Here is a 16,099-nt window from a genome sequence, read left to right as displayed (position 1 = left end):
GATAAACGCCGCAGCCCTCGCGAGCTGCGGCGGTGTTCGCTATCAACGCTCGTGAACGTAGGTCCCTGGCGCGGCGGCACCGGCGACGTAAGCCTTGTTGCCAAGGTTGACCGGGGCTTTTTTCAGCTTGCCGGAACGCTCGGCCAGCCAGGTGTGCCAGTACAGCCACCAGGAATCGGTGTGCTTGGTCGAGTTCTCTTGCCAGTCGAGGGCGCTGGCGGGCATTTCACTGTTGGTCATGTAGCGCGCCTTGGGGTTGCCCGGCGGGTTGAGGATGCTCTGGATATGGCCGCTGTTGGACAGCAGGAACTCGACCTTGCCACCGAACAGCTGCGCCGACTTGTAGCATGACTGCCACGGGGTGATGTGATCGGCGGTACCGGCGACGCTGAAGATGTCGGTGGTCACCTGCTTGAGGTCGATCGGCGTGCCGCACACTTCCAGTGCATCGGGGCGCAGCAGTGGGTTGTTTTTGAACATTTCGATCAGGTCGCCGTGGAAGGCGGCCGGCAGTCGCGTGGTGTCGTTGTTCCAGAACAGGATGTCGAACACCGGCGGCTCGTTGCCCAGCAGGTAGTTGTTGACCCAGTAGTTCCAGATCAGGTCGTTGGGGCGCATCCAGGCGAATACCTTGGCCATGTCGCGGCCTTCGAGCACACCGGCCTGATAGGAGTGGCGCTTGGCCGCCTCGAGGGTCTGCTCGTCGACGAACAGCGCCACCTGGGTATCGAGGGTGGTATCGAGCACGCTGACCAGCAGGGTCAGGGCGTTGACCTTCTTTTCGCCCAGCGCCGCGTAGTGGCCCACCAGCGCAGTGCAGGTGATACCGCCGGAGCAGGCGCCGAGCATGTTCAGGTCCTTGCTGCCGGTGATCGCCAGGATCACGTCGACCGCTTCCTTGAGCGCGTCGATGTAGGTCGACAGGCCCCATTCGCGCTGGGACTTGGTCGGGTTGCGCCAACTGACGATGAAGGTCTGCACGTTGGAGCGCAGGCAGAAACGCGCCAGGCTCTTTTCCGGGCTGAGGTCGAAGACGTAGAACTTGTTGATCTGCGGCGGTACCACCAGCAGCGGCTTTTCCAGCACCTGCTCGGTGATCGGCCGGTACTGGATCAGTTCCAGCACGTCATTGCGAAACACCACCGCGCCTTCGCTGGTGCCGAGGTTCTTGCCGACTTCGAAGGCGTCCATGTTCACCTGGCTGGGCATGCCGCCATTGTTGACCATGTCCTTGGCCAGGTTCGACAGGCCGTCGAGCAGGCTCTTGCCACCGGTTTCGAAGAAGCGTTTGACCGCCGCCGGGTTGGCTGCGGTGTTGGTCGGCGCCATGGCCTCGGTCATCAGGTTGATGACGAAGTGGCCGCGGCTGATGTCCTGGTCGGAGAGGTTGCTGGTATCGATCCAGTCGTGCAGTTCCTTGCGCCAGGCCAGGTAGGTCTGCAGGTAGCGGCGATACAGCGGGTTCTGGCTCCAGGCCGGGTCGTGAAAACGGCGGTCATCGCCCTCGGGCTGCAAGCTCGACTTGCCGAAGATCACATCTTTCAGCTCCATGCCGAAATGGGCGACATGCTTGGCACTGTGCAGCGGTTGACGAATGGCCTGACGCAGGACCATTCGAGCAGATGTCAGCAAATCCTTGCGGCGCAAGCCGATCACCGGGTTCAGACCCAGGGTGTTTTCCGAGGCTTGGCGCTGCAGGTCATCGTTATTCTTGTTACTCATCTACGACGCTCCGTTGTCCTGAGACGAGTACCGGTTTGACTGTGCGCGTTACACAGACGAACGCCCGGTACTGCTGCTCGGGTGACCAGTGATAACGAACTGCGGTCCTGCGGCCGGATGCAAACGACGATGAGCCATGCGGGTTTTTTCTGCGTGAGAAGACTGCCTGCTTTCGCTCGCGACCTCTACATACCAGCCCGACCCTGCATTAAATCCGATGCAGGGAACTTGCCAGATCCATTGGTTACCCGACTTTTTGGTATAGCGCAAGACGGCCACTCATTGGCCGTGGTGCAGGCATTCAAGCAAATAGAATTAGAAAATGCGCTCTAAACCCTGAGGGGCCCGAGCTAGAGCATCAGCTTGACGATCGACTCGTTGGGGTCGCGGGATTTGCCGGCTTTTTTCAGCTCGCCAAGGTAGTCATCCCAGAGTTCCTGCTGGCGCAGGCACAACTGCTCAAGGTATTCCCAGGTGAACAGGCCGCTGTCGTGGCCGTCGTCGAAGGTCAGTTTCAGTGCGTACTGGCCGGCAGGTTCCAGCCCGCTCAAGCCAACGCCAAGCTTGCCGTACTGGAGGATCGGATTGCCGTGGCCCTGGACCTCGGCGGAAGGGGAGTGCACGCGCAGGAATTCGGCGGGCAGGTTGTACACCTCGCCTGGCCCGTAGGTCAGGGTAAGGGTCTTGGAGGCTTTGTGCAGGTTGATGCCGGTGGGGATTCTGGTCATGGATAAGGGCTCTTGGGCTACAAGCTGCAAGCTACAAGCTACAAGAGAAGGCGTCCAGCGCACTTGACTTGCAGCTTGCCGCTTGAAGCTTGCCGCTTTAGAGAATGTAGCGAGACAGGTCTTCGTTCTGCGCCAATTCGCCCAGGTGGCTGTTGACGTAGTCGGCGTCGATGCGGATCGGCGCTTCGCTGTGGGCGCTGGCCAGGTCGCCGGCGCTGAACGACACCTCTTCGAGCAGGCGCTCGAGCAAGGTGTGCAGGCGACGGGCACCGATGTTCTCGGTTTTCTCGTTGACCTGCCAGGCGATCTCGGCCAGGCGCTTGATGCCGTCGGCGGCGAACTCGATGTTCAGGCCTTCGGTTTTCAGCAGCTCACGGTATTGCTCGGTGAGCGAGGCGTGCGGTTCGCTGAGGATACGCTCGAAGTCTTCCGGGCTCAGGGCCTTGAGTTCGACGCGAATCGGCAGGCGACCTTGCAGCTCGGGCACCAGGTCGCTCGGCTTGCTCAGGTGGAAGGCACCGGAGGCGATGAACAGGATGTGGTCGGTCTTGACCATGCCCAGCTTGGTGTTCACCGTGCAGCCTTCGATCAGTGGCAGCAGGTCGCGCTGCACGCCTTCACGGGAAACATCGGCGCCGCCAACGTTACCGCGCTTGGCAACCTTGTCGATTTCGTCGATGAACACGATGCCGTGCTGCTCGACCGCTTCCAGGGCCTTGGCCTTGAGCTCGTCTTCGTTGACCAGGCGCCCGGCTTCTTCGTCGCGCACCAGCTTGAGCGCTTCCTTGACCTTGAGCTTGCGGCTCTTGCGCTTGCCCTTGCCCATGTTGGCGAACAGGTTCTGCAACTGGTTGGTCATCTCCTCCATGCCCGGCGGCGCGGAAATATCGACACCCACGGCCTCGGCCACTTCGATCTCGATTTCCTTGTCGTCCAGCTGGCCTTCGCGCAAGCGCTTGCGGAACAGCTGGCGGGTGTTGGAGTCCTGGCTGGCGACCTGGTCTTCGTTGAAGCCGGTGCGCGCCGGTGGCAGCAGGGCGTCGAGGATGCGCTCTTCGGCAGCATCTTCGGCGCGGTGGCCGACGCGGATGATTTCCTGCTCGCGGAGCATCTTGATCGCGGCATCGGCGAGGTCGCGGATGATCGACTCGACGTCACGGCCGACATAGCCGACCTCGGTGAACTTGGTCGCTTCGACCTTGATGAACGGGGCGTTGGCAAGCTTTGCCAGGCGCCGGGCGATTTCGGTCTTGCCGACGCCGGTCGGGCCGATCATCAGGATGTTCTTCGGCGTCACTTCAACGCGCAGCTCGGCCGGCAGCTGCATGCGCCGCCAGCGGTTGCGCAGGGCGATGGCGACGGCGCGCTTGGCGTCGTCCTGGCCGATGATATGGCGGTTGAGTTCGTGGACGATCTCGCGGGGGGTCATGGACATGATAGTGATGGTCCTTGGGCTCGATAAGTCAGCGTGGAAAAGCCCGGCCACCGGGGCCGGGCGCCAGAACAGCTGAATTACTCGGCCAGGTCCTGCTCCTCGATGGTCAGGTTGTGGTTGGTGAACACACAGATGTCACCGGCGATGTTCAGCGCGGTCTCGGCGATTTCGCGGGCCGAGAGGTCGGTCTTTTGCAGCAGGGCGCGGGCGGCGGCCTGGGCGTAGGCGCCACCGGAACCCATGGCGATCAGGCCGTCTTCGGGCTCGACCACGTCACCGTTGCCGGTGATGATCAGCGATGCGTCCTTGTTGGCTACCGCCAGCATGGCTTCCAGGCGGCTCAGGGAACGGTCGGTACGCCACTCCTTGGCCAGCTCCACGGCGGCGCGGATCAGATGGCCCTGGTGTTTTTCCAGTTGCCCTTCGAAGCGTTCGAACAGGGTGAAGGCGTCGGCGGTGGCACCGGCGAAACCGGCGATGACCTGGCCGTGGTACAGGCGGCGGACTTTCTTGGCGTTGCCTTTCATCACGGTGTTGCCGAGAGAAACCTGGCCGTCGCCGCCCATGACGACTTTGCCGTGGCGGCGAACTGAAACGATGGTGGTCAAGGGAGAGTCTCCACGCAGCGGGGCGAAAATGCCTGATGCAGACTCATATGGGGGTGGTGGGAAGGATTTCAACCTTGCAGGATGAGTGGTAATGGCTATCGCGGGTCAAGCCCGCTCCCACAGAGATGGGTGAAATCCTGTGGGAGCGGGCTTGACCCGCGATGTAGCAGCGCAAACTCAGGCTTCGTGACTGATATGCCCATCGACCAAGGTATAACGCACCGCACTCGGCAGGCAGTGGCCGATGAACGGGCAGTTGTCGCCCTTCGAGCGCCATTGCTCGCCGGCCAGGGTCGAGGCCTTGGCGTCGAACAGCACCAGGTCTGCGGCACTGCCTACCTTCAGCTCGCCCGCTGGCAGGCGCAGCGCTGCTGCAGGGCCTGCAGACAAACGTTGCAACAAAGTCGGCAAGTCGAGCAGGCCGTCTTCCACCAGGGTCATGGCCAGCGGCAGCAACAGTTCGACACTGCTGATGCCCGGCTCGGTGGCGCCGAACGGTGCCAGTTTGGCATCCCGCTCGTGGGGCTGGTGATGGCTGGAAATCGCCTGGATCACCCCGGACTTCACCGCCTCGCGCAGGCCGTCGCGGTCGGCGCGGGTGCGCAGCGGCGGTTGCACGTGGTAGAGGCTGGAGAAGTCGCGCAGCGCTTCGTCGGTGAGGATCAGCTGGTACAGGGCCACGTCGGCGGTCACCGGCAGGCCCAGTTCCTGGGCCTGGGCGATCAGCCGCGCGCCGCGGGCGCTGGTCAGCTGGCTGAAGTGCGCACGCACGCCGGTCTGTTCGACCAGCAGCAGGTTGCGCGCCAGGGCCACGGTCTCGGCGGTTTCCGGGATGCCCGGAAGGCCGAGGAAGCTGGCCATGGCGCCTTCGTGGGCCAGGCCACCCTGGGCCAGGTCGCGGTCCTGGGAGTGGAAGATCACCGTCAGGTCGAAGGTCGCGGCGTATTCCAGGGCGCGGGCCAGGGTGCGGTTGTTGGCAAAGGCATTGAGGCCGTTGCCAAAGGCCACGCAGCCGGCGTCGCGCAGGGCAATCAGCTCGGCAAGCTGCTCGCCTTCAAGGCCTTTGCTCAGGGCGCCGATCGGGTAGACCTTGCTGTGCCCGGCTTCGCGGGCGCGGTCGAGAATCAGCTCGGCCACTGCCGAGGTGTCCAGCACCGGCTTGGTCTGCGGCGGGCAGCACAGGCTGGTGACGCCACCGGCAGCGGCAGCGCGGGTTTCGCTGGCGATGCTGCCCTTGCGGCTGTAGCCGGGCTCGCGCAGGGCGACGTTGAGGTCGACCAGGCCGGGGGCGGCTACCAGGCCTTGGGCGTCGATGCTGCGCGCCGGCTTGAAGCCTGCCGGGGCGGCGCCGATGGCGATGATCTTGCCGGCATCGATGTGCAGGTCAGTGGTCTGGTCCAGGCCGCTCAGCGGGTCGATGACCCGGGCGCCGAGAATACTGAGGGTCACTGGGCGTTCTCCTGCTCGAATTGACGTTGCGCGGTCTGCCCGCTCATGGCCATGGACAGCACCGCCATGCGCACGGCGATGCCGTAGGTGACCTGGTTGAGGATCACCGAGTGGGCGCCGTCGGCCACCGCTGATTCAATCTCGACGCCGCGGTTGATCGGGCCCGGGTGCATGACGATGGCATCCGGCTTGGCCCCGGCCAGGCGCGCGGTGGTCAGGCCGAACAGGCGGTAGAACTCGCCTTCGCTGGGCAGCAGGCCGCCGGCCATGCGCTCACGCTGCAGGCGCAGCATGATCACCACGTCGACGTCCTTGAGGCCTTGCTCGAGGTCGGTGTAGACCTTCACCCCATACTGCTCGATACCGATCGGCAGCAGGGTTTTCGGGCCGATCACGCGGATGTCCGGGCAGCCCAGGGTTTTCAGCGCGAGCATGTTCGAGCGCGCCACCCGCGAGTGCAGGATGTCGCCGACGATGGCCACCGAGAGGTTCTCGAAGCCGCCCTTGTGCCGACGAATGGTGAGCATGTCGAGCATGCCCTGGGTCGGGTGGGCGTGGCGGCCGTCGCCGCCGTTGATGATCGCCACCTCCGGGCACACGTGCTCGGCGATGAAGTGCGCGGCGCCCGAGTCGGCATGACGCACGACGAACATGTCGGCGGCCATGGCTTCGAGGTTGCGCAGGGTGTCGAACAGGGTTTCACCCTTGCTGGTCGAAGAGGTCGACACGTTCAGGGTGATGACGTCGGCCGACAGCCGCTGGGCGGCCAGTTCGAAGGTGGTGCGGGTGCGCGTGGAGTTCTCGAAGAACACGTTGCAGACGGTCTTGCCGCGCAGCAACGGGACCTTCTTCACGGCCCGGGCGCCGACTTCGAGGAACGAGTCGGCGGTGTCGAGGATTTCGGTCAGCAGTTCGCGGGGCAAACCGTCGAGCGAGAGAAAGTGGCGCAGCTGGCCCTGATCATTGAGCTGCAGCGGGCGCTTGGCGTCGATTGGCGTCATCGCGGGGGACTCTTAAAGGGCGGAAGCGGAGGCGAGGTCCTGGCGCTCGAGGGCGAGCGGTGCGGGTCCGGTCAATTTTACCCGTTCATGGGCAGCCAGCGACAGGGTGGCGCCGACCACATTCGGCCGGATCGGCAATTCGCCGGCATCCAGGTCGAGCAGGCAGACCAGGGTCACGCTGGCCGGGCGGCCATAGTCGAACAGCTCGTTGAGGGCGGCGCGGATGGTACGCCCGCTCATCAGTACATCGTCGATCAGCACCAGGTGCTGGCCTTCGATCTCGAACGGCAGGTCGGACGGGCGCACCTGCGGGTGCAGGCCGTTCTGGCTGAAGTCGTCGCGGTAGAAGGAAACGTCGAGCGTGCCCAGGGCGGCGTCGCTGCCCAGCTCTTCGAGCAGGGCCTGGGCGACCCAGACACCCCCGGTGCGGATGCCGATGAAACGCGGCTCGGCAATGGCGCGGCGGGCCAGATGGGCGCGAAGGTCGACGGCCATCTGCCGGATCAGTTCGGCGGGATTGGGTAGGCTCATGCTTGCTCCTCAAGAGGCCGGGGAGCGGTGCGCTGGCCCGGCTTGAATGCGATGATCGGGTCTCAGGCCCCGGTATTGGCCTCCAGCCAGCCCTGCAGCAGCAAGGCGGCGGCAATGGCATCCACCGGATTGTCGCGGTAACTGCCGCGCTGGCCGCCACGGGCCATGCGCTCGCCCTTGGCTTCGAAAGTGGTCAGGCGTTCGTCGTGGGTGTGGACCGGCAGGTTGTATCGACCATTAAGGCGGCGGGCGAATTTTTCTGCGCGCTCGCTCATCTCGCTGGGGCTGCCATCCATGTTCAAGGGCAGGCCGACCACCAGGGCGTCGGGTTTCCACTCTTTGATCAGTTTTTCAACCTGGGCCCAGTCCGGCGTGCCGTTCTGCGCCTTGAGGGTGCACAGCTCGCGGGCCTGGCCGGTGATCACCTGGCCGACGGCGACGCCGATCTGGCGGCTGCCGTAGTCAAAGCCCAGCAGTAGACGTACTTCGGCCATCAGGCGTGCCCCGCCTGGCTGGTCAGCAGGCTGAGGTTGATCCCCAGGCTTGCCGCCGCAGCGGCCAGGCGCTGCTCACAGGCCATGCCGAAGATGATCTCGGGGTCGAACGGGCAGTTCAGCCAGGCGTTGTCGGCCAGTTCCGCTTCCAGCTGCCCGGCTTCCCAGCCGGCATAGCCGAGGGTAATCAGGCTCTGTTTCGGGCCCAGGCCGTCGGCGATGGCAAACAGCACGTCCTGGGAGGTGGTCAGCGACAGGCCGTCGAGTTCGACGGTGGCCTGGAAGCTGCGCTCGCTGGTGTGCAGGACGAAGCCGCGGTCGGTTTGCACCGGGCCGCCCATATAGATTGGTACATGAATGCAACTGGCCGGCGGTTCGACGTCCGGGCGCAGCTGTTCGAGGATATCGCCCAGGTTGAGGTCTTGTGGCCGATTGACCACCAGCCCCATCGCCCCATTGGCGTTGTGCTCGACGATATAGGTCAAGGTCTGCGCGAAGTTCGGGTCGGCCATGTGTGGCATGGCAATCAGGAACTGATGCTTGAGGTAATCCGGGCTGAGGTTCTTCATGCCTGATAGTGTGGCGGTGAGTGGCCACGCTGACAAGGTGCTGGCGTCACCTTGTCAGCTTTACTGCGGGGTTACTTGAACAGCTTGACCACTTCTTCGGTGTACAGGGTTGGCGACTCTTCAGCGGCCGACAGCACGTACTCCTGGACGGTTTGCTGCTTGGCCTGCGGGTACTTGGCCAGGTAGCTCTCCGGGAACGCCGGGGCCTTGAGGCTGGAGCCGGCCTTGATCAGCGCGGCGACGCAGTCCGGGTTGTCCGTGCGGGCGGCTTCTTCCAGCGGCGTACCGACCGGGAAGGTGCCGTGCTGCTCGTGGTAGGCATCGATCGAGCTGCCTTTTTTCAGCAGCAGGGCAATGCGCTCGGCCGCTTGTGGGTCAGGCTGGCCGTTCATCTCAAAGGCGCGTTCGCAAACATGGTGCAGCGGCGTCGTGCCGGTCAGGGTTACCTGGTAGGGATTGGCGCCGGCAGCGACCAGCAGCTTGATCACCTCCAGGTTCGAGGCACCCGGTCCGGTCAATGGGGTAAAGCCGTTCGGCCGGACGGCCTTGGCATCGGCGCCGGAAGCCAGCAGCAGCTTGATCAGTTCGGCTGAGCCCTTGCCTGCTGCGGTGTTCAGCGGCGTAGCGGAATCGCCCTGGGCCAGCACGTTGACGTCGGCGCCGGCCTTGATCAGGCCCTTGACCATGCGCAGGTCGGCCTCGGAGGCCTTCGATTGCTCGGCCTGGTTGAGGACGAACAGCAGCAGGGTTTCGCCGTTTTCCTGGATCGGTGTGTTGACGTCACCGATCTTTGGCAGGAACAGCTCGAACGGCGCGACGATCTTGTAGGAGGCGGCCAGGAACATCGGCTGGCCTTTCGGATCGGCACCCTGGTCGAGCAAGGCCTGGATCTTGGCCAGGCGCGCCGGGGTTTCGTCGTACTTGTACTCGCCAACTTCGTTGTACAGCTTCTGCGACAGCTCGGCGGCGTCGGCGAAGGCAGTAGCAGGCAGGACGCAGGCCGCCAGGGCCAGGCCGAGGGCGGCTGTTTTGCGGGCGAAATTGATGCGCGACATCAACAGAATCCTTTCTTGAGGGGGATATACGGGCGCGCATCATCGCAAAATGGCTATTGTTTTGCCATCAGGCTTAACCTTAGATCGATTGTAGTAGTCGGCGCTGACTGCCGGGTGGGTAGTCAGCAGTCAGTGCAGACGGGGCGAGCGGCTGTGTTTTCAGGAACGAAAAATAGCTGGGTGGTATTGAGCGGTAAACGAATTAATGACAACGTTTATCTCGCGATCATCCAGTTGGTAGTCGAAGTTGCCAGCACCTTCGATGTGAAGTAGCTCAGGTTGGTTGGACAGGGCGTTGATATTCAACGTTCCTGTGCCAGGATGGCTTCCACCTACCTGTCCGTTTTTGTAAGTTGCAAACAAGCCCAGGAACTCATTCACACCGGGTGTAGGGCTTATTGGGTAGTCGCCTTGTTTCAGCGCAGAGCCAGTCGAAATCCAAAGGGCAGGGTAGGTTCCGCTCGGATCAAAAGCCCCCTCGCTGAAAACGCAATAAATAAGGCTCGCGTCGCCCGGCCGAAAAAAATAGACGTTATTGTCCTCATGCACTTTTTCATTAATGCCATCTTTTACGGTTATGTTGAAATAACCTGAGGCGAGTTTAAAGTTGTATTTAAATTTTTCGGTGGCAGGCTCATTGTTAATAGTCATGGCGATCCCCTGGTTTGGTGATTTACCTAGTGATATTGAACCGCTGAAAGCAATGCCGAAACTGTCAGTTTTATCAGGTGGCAGTGATAGGTTTTCGTGTTATGCGTAAGTATTTTCAATTCTGCCCATTGCACGCAAATCAATTACTCTGCAACCGATCGCCGCGGGCGAAACGCCAGGTACGGATGATCTCCAGCCGGTCGATATCGGCCAGGTCGCCGGTGAACGGCGCGAACGGTGCGGCCAGGCGCACGATGCGCTGGGCGGCCTGGTCGAGCAGCGGCTGGCCGGAGGACTCCAGCACCAGCACTTCATACAGCGAACCGTCGCGGTTGATCGACACCATCAGCCGCAGGCTGCCGTAGATCTGCTGGCGCCGGGCTTCGTCGGGGTAGTTGAGGTTGCCGATACGCTCGACCTTCTTGCGCCACTCGTCCTTGTACCAGGCACCCTTGTCGCGCATGGTCGAGGCGGCATTAAGCCTGTGGATGCGCGGGCGCTTGGCGTACAGCTGCTGCTCGTTGGACAGTTCGGCTTCGAGGCTGGCGATCTGGCTGGACAGCTGCGAGCTGTCGAAGTCCGGGGTCGCGGCCTTGGGTTTGGGCTGCGGCTTGGCTTCCTTGGGTCGGGTTTCGACCTTTTCCGGCTTCGGCGCCTTGGTCGCCACTACTGCCTTGGGCGGCGTCGGTTGCGGTTGTACTTCGGGCTTGGCGGCCGGCGGCGGGGTGACCTTGTTGATCTTGCTGTCCTGGAAGGGCGCCACTTCGGTGGTTTTCGGCACCGCCTTCTTGTCCAGGGTGCCGCTGCCTTGCTGATTGTCCTGGGCCAGGTAATCGGCCTTCTGCGGCGCTTTCTCGCTTTTGAAGGTGGCCAGGGTGATTTCCATGGTCCGGCGGATTTCTTCGGGCTTGGCGAAGGTGAAGCCGACACCGAGAATCAGCGCCAGGTGCAGCAGCGCTGCCAGGAACAGGGTAAAACCCAGGCGATCCACCGGGCGTACGCGGGGTGGAGAGAAGTCGGCAGGGATGTCAGCAGGAAGCGTCATCAGGTATCCAGCAGCTGCAAAGACCGGGGGAAACCGGCAGAGCAGGTGCCCAGGTCATAAAAACGACCGGCATGATACCCCACTCTGCGCGGTTGCTCCGCGTCGGCTGTCAGCGCGCCTTGAGCTTGCGATCAATGGCATCCATCAACTGCACGCCGATCTGGGTGCCGAAGGCGTTGTCGATCTCGCGGATGCAGGTCGGGCTGGTGACGTTGATTTCGGTCAGGTGCTCGCCGATCACGTCCAGGCCGACGAACAGCAGGCCCTTCTCGCGCAGGGTCGGGCCGACCTGTGCGGCGATCCAGCGGTCGCGGTCGGTCAGCGGGCGGGCTTCGCCACGACCACCTGCAGCGAGGTTGCCGCGGGTTTCGCCCGAGGCCGGAATGCGCGCCAGGCAATAGGGCACCGGCTCGCCGTCGATCATCAGGATGCGCTTGTCGCCGTCCTTGATGGCCGGCAGGTAGCCTTGCGCCATGATTTGCTGGGTGCCGTTGCCGGTCAGGGTCTCGAGGATTACCGAGAGGTTCGGGTCGCCCGGGCGATGGCGGAAGATCGAGGTGCCGCCCATGCCGTCCAGCGGCTTGAGGATGGTGTCGCCCTGCTGGTTGACGAATTCGCGCAGGATATCGGCGCGGCGGCTGACCAGGGTCGGCGGCGTGCACTGCGGGAACAGCGTGGCGAACAGCTTTTCGTTGCAGTCGCGCAGGCTCTGCGGGCGGTTGACCACCAGCACGCCGGCGGCTTCGGCCTGTTCCAGCAGGTAGGTGCTGTAGACGAACGCCATGTCGAACGGTGGATCCTTGCGCATCAGGATCACGTCCAGCTCGCTCAGGGCGCTGTCTTGCTCGGCGTCCAGCTCGAACCAGTGCTCCGGGTCGGCGAACACTTTCAGCGGGCGCATGCGTGCGCGGGCCTGGCCGGCGCCTTGGTAGAGGTCCTGCTGCTCCATGTAGAACAGCGACCAGCCGCGCTCCTGGGCGGCCAGCAACATGGCCAGCGAGCTGTCCTTTTTATAGGAAATGCGCGCAATGGGGTCCATGACAATCCCGAGGCGAACGCTCATGGGCAAAATCCTCTCAGCGGCAATGGGCCGCATTGGCTCGAATGAAAAGTGGCGTCAGGGTGGCGCTCGCAGCGCTGGCGGTCAAGGGAAAAACGCATCCTGGGCGGCGCTGCGCCGGGCGTCGGCGCGGGCCGATGGAATGCACCCCCCAGAGTGTGCTAAAAAGGCCTGGCACGTGGCCTGCACGGCCGTCTCCAGCTGCAAGCCACAAGCCATAAGCCACAAGAAAAAGCACGCCGCGTTCACCCTGCTTTTTCTTGCCGCCAGAAACTTGTAGCTTGCCGCTCATAGCGAGCAGCGATGGTAGAGCAATTATGGAACAGCCCGGCGCGGCATTGAAGGTGATGGTGATCGACGATTCCAAGACGATTCGCCGCACCGCCCAGATATTGCTCGGTGAAGCAGGATGTGAGGTCATCACGGCCATCGACGGTTTCGATGCCCTGGCCAAGATCATCGACCACCAGCCGCAGATCATTTTCGTCGACGTGCTGATGCCGCGTCTGGACGGCTACCAGACCTGCGCCCTGATCAAGCAGAACAGCACCTTCAAGGACACGCCGGTGATTCTCCTGTCGTCCCGCGATGGCCTGTTCGACAAGGCCCGTGGCCGTGTCGTCGGCTCTGATCAATTTTTGACCAAACCTTTCAGCAAGGAAGAGCTGCTGGACGCAATCAAGGCCCATGTGCCCGGATTCGCCGCAGAAGAACAACACGCACCCTGACGTTGCGCCGCCGCGCAGGCGTCTATTCCTTATGGGGAACAGCATGGCCCGAGTTCTGATCGTCGACGATTCGCCGACCGAAATGTACAAACTGACCGGTATGCTCGAAAAGCACGGGCATGAAGTGCTCAAGGCCGAAAACGGCGCCGATGGCGTAGCCCTGGCCCGCCACGAAAAGCCCGATGCGGTACTGATGGACATCGTCATGCCCGGGGTCAACGGCTTCCAGGCCACCCGCCAGTTGAGCAAAGACCCGGAAACCGCGCATATCCCGGTGATCATCGTCACCACCAAGGACCAGGAGACCGACAAGGTCTGGGGCCAGCGCCAGGGCGCCAAGGACTACCTGACCAAGCCGGTGGACGAAGACACCCTGATCAAAAAGCTCAACGACGTGCTCAAAGGTTGACCACCCAGCCCATGGGCGAGTCGCTGACGGCCTTCGAGCTGCTGCTGGACATCGACCGGCGCTGCCGGCTGCTGGCCGCCGACCTGCCGTTGCAGGAAACCCGCCTGCAGAGCTGGAGCGGCATCGGCTTTCGCATTGCCGAACAGTGGTTCGTCGCGCCCATGGGCGAAGTCGCCGAAGTGCTGCACGAGCCGCGCCTGAGCCGCATCCCCGGGGTCAAGCCCTGGGTCAGCGGTGTCGCCAACCTGCGTGGCCGGCTGCTGCCGGTGATGGACCTCTGCGGTTTCTTCGCCCTGGGCCTGTCGGCACCGCGCAAGCAGCGACGAGTGCTGGTGCTCGACCATGACGAGTTGTTTGCCGGCTTGCTGGTCGATGAAGTGCTGGGTTTGCAGCATTTCCCACTGCACAGTCTCGACCTGTCGCCGCCAACGCCGTTGCTCAGTGCGGCCGCGCCCTTCGTCCAGGGGCATTTCCAGCGTGAGCGCAGCTGGGCGATCTTCAGCCCCTTCGCCCTGGCCCAGGCGCCGGGTTTCCTCGATGTCGCGCTGTAAAGGAATGCCACCTCCGTGACCACGACCAAGACGGCTCCATCGCCCCAGGGTTCCCGCAGCAGCGCGCAGATCGCGGCGCTGTTCGTGGTGCTGATCCTGTCGATCATCCTGCTGTTTGCCAACTTCGCCTACCTCAACACCCAGGCCAACTACGACAAGCAGTACATCGGCCATGCCGGCGAACTGCGCGTGCTGTCCCAGCGCATCGCCAAGAACGCCACTGAAGCGGCGGCCGGCAAGGCCGTGGCCTTCCGCCTGTTGAGCGAGGCGCGCAACGACTTCGAACAGCGCTGGGGCTACCTGAAAAAGGGCGATGCCAGCACCGGCCTGCCCGCTGCGCCGCCGGCGGTGCGCAAGGAAATGGACGCAGTGCTGCGCGACTGGGAAAACCTGCGCAAGAACACCGACACCATCCTGGCCAGCGAGCAGACCGTGCTGTCGTTGCACCAGGTCGCCGCGACCCTCGCCGAAACCGTGCCGCAGTTGCAGGTGGAGTACGAGAAGGTCGTCGAGATCCTCCTGCAAAGCGGTGCGCCGGCCAGCCAGGTGGCCGTGGCCCAGCGCCAGTCGTTGCTGGCCGAGCGTATTCTTGGCTCGGTGAATACCGTACTGGCCGGCGACGACACCGCTGTGCAGGCCGCCGATGCCTTCGGCCGCGACGCCAGCCGTTTCGGCCAGGTGCTCGAGGCCATGCTCGGCGGTAACGAAGCGATCCAGGTTACCCGCGTGCAGGATCCGGACGCCCGCGCGCGCCTGGGCGAGATCGCCGAGCTGTTCCAGTTTGTCGCAGGCTCCGTCGACGAAATCCTCGAAACCTCGCCCGAGCTGTTCCGTGTGCGCGAAGCCGCCGGGAGCATCTTCGGCCTTTCGCAAACCCTGCTCGATGAAGCCTCGCGCCTGGCCACCGGGTTTGAAAACCTGGCAGGCGGCCGAACCCTGGATACCGTCGGCGGCTATGTACTGGGTTTGCTGGCGCTGGCGTCGATCATTCTCATCGGCCTGGTGATGGTTCGCACCACCCACCGCCAGTTGCACGAAACTGCCGAGAAGAACGAGCGCAACCAGCAGGCGATCATGCGCCTGCTCGACGAAATTGAAGACCTTGCTGACGGCGACCTGACCGTAACCGTGTCGGTGACCGAAGACTTCACCGGCGCCATTGCCGATTCGATCAATTACTCCATCGACCAGCTGCGCGACCTGGTGGCGACCATCAACCTCAGCGCCGAGGAAGTTGCCGCCGCCGTGCAAGACACCCAGAACACCGCGCGCCAACTGGCCAAGGCCTCCGAGCACCAGGCCCAGCAGATCAGCGATGCCTCGGTGGCGGTGGGCGACATGGCTGAATCCATCGACCGCGTTTCCACCCACGCCTACGAATCGGCCAAGGTGGCCGAGCGTTCGGTGGCTATCGCCAACAAGGGCAACGAGGTGGTGCACAACACCATCAACGGCATGGACAACATCCGCGAGCAGATCCAGGACACCGCCAAGCGGATCAAGCGCCTGGGCGAGTCGTCCCAGGAGATCGGCGATATCGTCAGCCTGATCGACGACATTGCCGACCAGACCAACATCCTCGCCCTCAACGCGGCGATCCAGGCTTCGCTGGCCGGTGAAGCCGGGCGCGGTTTTGCCGTGGTTGCCGACGAGGTACAGCGCCTGGCCGAACGCTCATCGTCGGCCACGCGGCAGATCGAAGCGCTGGTGCGTACCATTCAGGCCGACACCAACGAAGCGGTGATCTCCATGGAGCAGACCACCGCCGAAGTGGTGCGCGGTGCGCGCCTGGCCCAGGATGCCGGGGTCGCTCTGGCCGAAATCGAAGGCGTGTCGCAGACCCTCGCCGACCTGATTCACAGCATCTCCGACGCCGCCCAGCTGCAGACCTCTTCGGCCGGGCAGATCTCGCATACCATGTCGGTGATCCAGCAGATCACCTCGCAAACTTCGGCCGGCTCCACCGCCACCGCCGAGAGCATCGGTAACCTGGCGCGCATGGCCAGTGAAATGCGCCGCTCGGTGTCCGGTTTTACCCTGCCGCCGACGCCACCGCGTTGAGG

The 16,099-nt window shown here is 63.3% G+C and carries 18 protein-coding genes; 5 read left to right on the top strand and 13 right to left on the bottom strand.

Annotated features, from left to right (window positions below; genetic code table 11):
- Positions 1 to 42 precede the first annotated feature (42 nt).
- The 13 genes from phaC to gshB form a co-directional block, all read right to left on the bottom strand.
- Positions 43 to 1,722: a class II poly(R)-hydroxyalkanoic acid synthase gene (gene phaC, locus JYG36_RS25370; protein WP_213602665.1), complete on the bottom strand. Its 1,680-nt coding sequence runs from the start codon at positions 1,720 to 1,722 to the stop codon at positions 43 to 45.
- Positions 1,723 to 2,072: 350 nt separating this feature from the next.
- A complete protein-coding gene (locus JYG36_RS25365) occupies positions 2,073 to 2,450 on the bottom strand; it encodes a gamma-butyrobetaine hydroxylase family protein (RefSeq protein WP_045193856.1) in 378 nt (125 codons plus the stop codon).
- A 97-nt stretch (positions 2,451 to 2,547) separates the two neighbouring features.
- Positions 2,548 to 3,885: an ATP-dependent protease ATPase subunit HslU gene (gene hslU / locus JYG36_RS25360; protein ID WP_045193855.1), complete on the bottom strand. Its 1,338-nt coding sequence runs from the start codon at positions 3,883 to 3,885 to the stop codon at positions 2,548 to 2,550.
- Between the two features lie 77 nt (positions 3,886 to 3,962).
- The gene (gene hslV / locus JYG36_RS25355; RefSeq protein ID WP_028945572.1) at positions 3,963 to 4,493 is read right to left on the bottom strand and encodes an ATP-dependent protease subunit HslV; all 531 of its coding nucleotides are present in this window, start codon (positions 4,491 to 4,493) and stop codon (positions 3,963 to 3,965) included.
- Between the two features lie 177 nt (positions 4,494 to 4,670).
- On the bottom strand, positions 4,671 to 5,942 hold the full coding sequence (locus tag JYG36_RS25350) for a dihydroorotase (protein ID WP_213602663.1): 1,272 nt from the start codon (positions 5,940 to 5,942) through the stop codon (positions 4,671 to 4,673).
- Complete coding sequence (locus tag JYG36_RS25345; RefSeq protein ID WP_010221491.1) at positions 5,939 to 6,943, bottom strand: aspartate carbamoyltransferase catalytic subunit; 1,005 nt, start codon at positions 6,941 to 6,943, stop codon at positions 5,939 to 5,941. The genes JYG36_RS25350 and JYG36_RS25345 overlap by 4 nt, the downstream gene beginning before the upstream one ends.
- Before the next feature lie 12 nt (positions 6,944 to 6,955).
- Entirely contained in the window at positions 6,956 to 7,474 is a 519-nt protein-coding gene (gene pyrR, locus JYG36_RS25340) for a bifunctional pyr operon transcriptional regulator/uracil phosphoribosyltransferase PyrR (RefSeq protein ID WP_010221492.1), read from the bottom strand.
- Between the two features lie 62 nt (positions 7,475 to 7,536).
- Positions 7,537 to 7,968, bottom strand: coding sequence for a Holliday junction resolvase RuvX (gene ruvX / locus JYG36_RS25335; RefSeq protein WP_093376944.1), 432 nt, complete (start codon positions 7,966 to 7,968; stop codon positions 7,537 to 7,539).
- Positions 7,968 to 8,537 (bottom strand): YqgE/AlgH family protein, encoded by a 570-nt coding sequence (locus JYG36_RS25330; protein ID WP_213604497.1) that lies wholly within the window; start codon positions 8,535 to 8,537, stop codon positions 7,968 to 7,970. Before JYG36_RS25330 ends, ruvX begins: the two co-directional genes overlap by 1 nt.
- A gap of 71 nt (positions 8,538 to 8,608) precedes the next feature.
- Positions 8,609 to 9,592: an ankyrin repeat domain-containing protein gene (locus JYG36_RS25325; protein ID WP_093376935.1), complete on the bottom strand. Its 984-nt coding sequence runs from the start codon at positions 9,590 to 9,592 to the stop codon at positions 8,609 to 8,611.
- Positions 9,593 to 9,751: 159 nt separating this feature from the next.
- Complete coding sequence (locus JYG36_RS25320; RefSeq protein ID WP_213602661.1) at positions 9,752 to 10,243, bottom strand: hypothetical protein; 492 nt, start codon at positions 10,241 to 10,243, stop codon at positions 9,752 to 9,754.
- A 139-nt stretch (positions 10,244 to 10,382) separates the two neighbouring features.
- Positions 10,383 to 11,288: an energy transducer TonB gene (locus JYG36_RS25315; RefSeq protein ID WP_038997538.1), complete on the bottom strand. Its 906-nt coding sequence runs from the start codon at positions 11,286 to 11,288 to the stop codon at positions 10,383 to 10,385.
- A 109-nt stretch (positions 11,289 to 11,397) separates the two neighbouring features.
- Entirely contained in the window at positions 11,398 to 12,351 is a 954-nt protein-coding gene (gshB, locus tag JYG36_RS25310) for a glutathione synthase (RefSeq protein ID WP_213602659.1), read from the bottom strand.
- On the opposite strand from gshB, the gene JYG36_RS25305 reads away from it, so the two are divergent.
- The 5 genes from JYG36_RS25305 to JYG36_RS25285 are packed head-to-tail and all read left to right on the top strand — an operon-like array spanning position 12,350 to position 16,097.
- Positions 12,350 to 12,628, top strand: a complete 279-nt coding sequence (locus JYG36_RS25305; protein WP_177329128.1) for a hypothetical protein — start codon at positions 12,350 to 12,352, stop codon at positions 12,626 to 12,628. The two genes, gshB and JYG36_RS25305, sit on opposite strands and share 2 nt — an antisense overlap.
- A gap of 37 nt (positions 12,629 to 12,665) precedes the next feature.
- Positions 12,666 to 13,076, top strand: a complete 411-nt coding sequence (gene pilG, locus JYG36_RS25300) for a twitching motility response regulator PilG (RefSeq protein WP_045193849.1) — start codon at positions 12,666 to 12,668, stop codon at positions 13,074 to 13,076.
- 43 nt (positions 13,077 to 13,119) lie between these two features.
- A complete protein-coding gene (gene pilH, locus JYG36_RS25295; protein WP_045193983.1) occupies positions 13,120 to 13,485 on the top strand; it encodes a twitching motility response regulator PilH in 366 nt (121 codons plus the stop codon).
- Complete coding sequence (locus tag JYG36_RS25290) at positions 13,482 to 14,036, top strand: chemotaxis protein CheW (RefSeq protein WP_082075373.1); 555 nt, start codon at positions 13,482 to 13,484, stop codon at positions 14,034 to 14,036. Before pilH ends, JYG36_RS25290 begins: the two co-directional genes overlap by 4 nt.
- A 15-nt stretch (positions 14,037 to 14,051) precedes the next feature.
- The gene (locus JYG36_RS25285; protein WP_045193845.1) at positions 14,052 to 16,097 is read left to right on the top strand and encodes a methyl-accepting chemotaxis protein; all 2,046 of its coding nucleotides are present in this window, start codon (positions 14,052 to 14,054) and stop codon (positions 16,095 to 16,097) included.
- Positions 16,098 to 16,099: the final 2 nt, after the last annotated feature.

It is taken from the genome of Pseudomonas sp. SORT22 (assembly GCF_018417635.1).
In the GTDB taxonomy this organism is placed as follows: domain Bacteria; phylum Pseudomonadota; class Gammaproteobacteria; order Pseudomonadales; family Pseudomonadaceae; genus Aquipseudomonas.
Note: the sequence above shows the minus strand (reverse complement) of the source record. Positions and strands in the feature narration are given on the sequence as shown.